Genomic DNA, 843 nt, shown 5'->3' with positions numbered 1-843 from the left:
GTAACAGAAAATCTCTGCAAATCAAGTGTGAAACCTCTTCCGTTTTATCCGCGTAACGCAAAAACGCGCAATGTGCGCAGCATAGCTGTTCAATGTCTTGGTTTACCGTAATCAGCTGAACCGAATGAGCTTGATTGACTGGCTTCAAGCAATAGCTGCACATATGATCTGTTTGAGGTGTTCGGACGGGGAGCGTGATGCCGCCGGCGGTTTTTATGACCTGATTTGACTGAACCAGCTGATTGACATCTCTATATACCGTCATTTCCGAAACGCCGAACCTTGCGCTGATGTCAGAAATTCTAAGCGAGCCTTCTTCTTTCAGCCACTTCAGTATGTGTTGCTGTCTATTAATCGGAAGCATTCATACACCCTCTTCATTAACATCTATTTAAGCGTAGAGGATTTTAGAGACGGAGACAAGTAAGTGGATGATAAAAAATGTGAAAATATGTTGAACAGCAACAAAACGAAACAGAAGGGACTCTGGTATAATAGACAGATGGAATAGAAAGTGAGGAATACCCTATGAAAGAAACACCATGCCCGAACTGCGGCAAACCTTTGACAGGCGATATGGTGAGATCATCAAATGTGCCTTGTCAATTTCGCTGCGGCCACTGCCGGGAACGGCTTTATGAATATAAAGTTTCAGCTCCGATTATGCTGGTATCATTAGCGGCCATCGTGCTGCTCATTTATCTTTTGATGCTCCTCCGCAATGCGGCAGGCTCAGTGCTGCCAGCTGTCCAGCACGTGCCGATGGCTGTATTTGCACTTGTGTGCGCGTATCCCGTTTTTATTGTGAGTGAGCGGATGATTGCAAAGTACGTGATTCAAAAT

Annotated in this window: 1 protein-coding gene and 1 pseudogene; one reads left to right on the top strand and one right to left on the bottom strand. The window is 45.1% G+C overall.

Annotated elements, in window-relative coordinates; translation table 11 throughout:
* A pseudogene (ycnK, locus tag ACWHAR_RS25225) lies at positions 1 to 364 on the bottom strand (copper uptake transcriptional regulator YcnK); the annotation flags it as partial.
* Between the two features lie 164 nt (positions 365 to 528).
* On the opposite strand from ycnK, the gene ACWHAR_RS25220 reads away from it, so the two are divergent.
* A partial coding sequence (locus ACWHAR_RS25220; RefSeq protein ID WP_452088201.1) for a hypothetical protein occupies positions 529 to 843 on the top strand: 315 nt, incomplete at its 3' end.

It is taken from the genome of Bacillus sp. LR--39 (genome assembly GCF_053613335.1).
The sequence above is the reverse complement of the archived record's forward strand: the minus strand, read 5'-3'. Positions and strand labels throughout refer to the sequence as shown.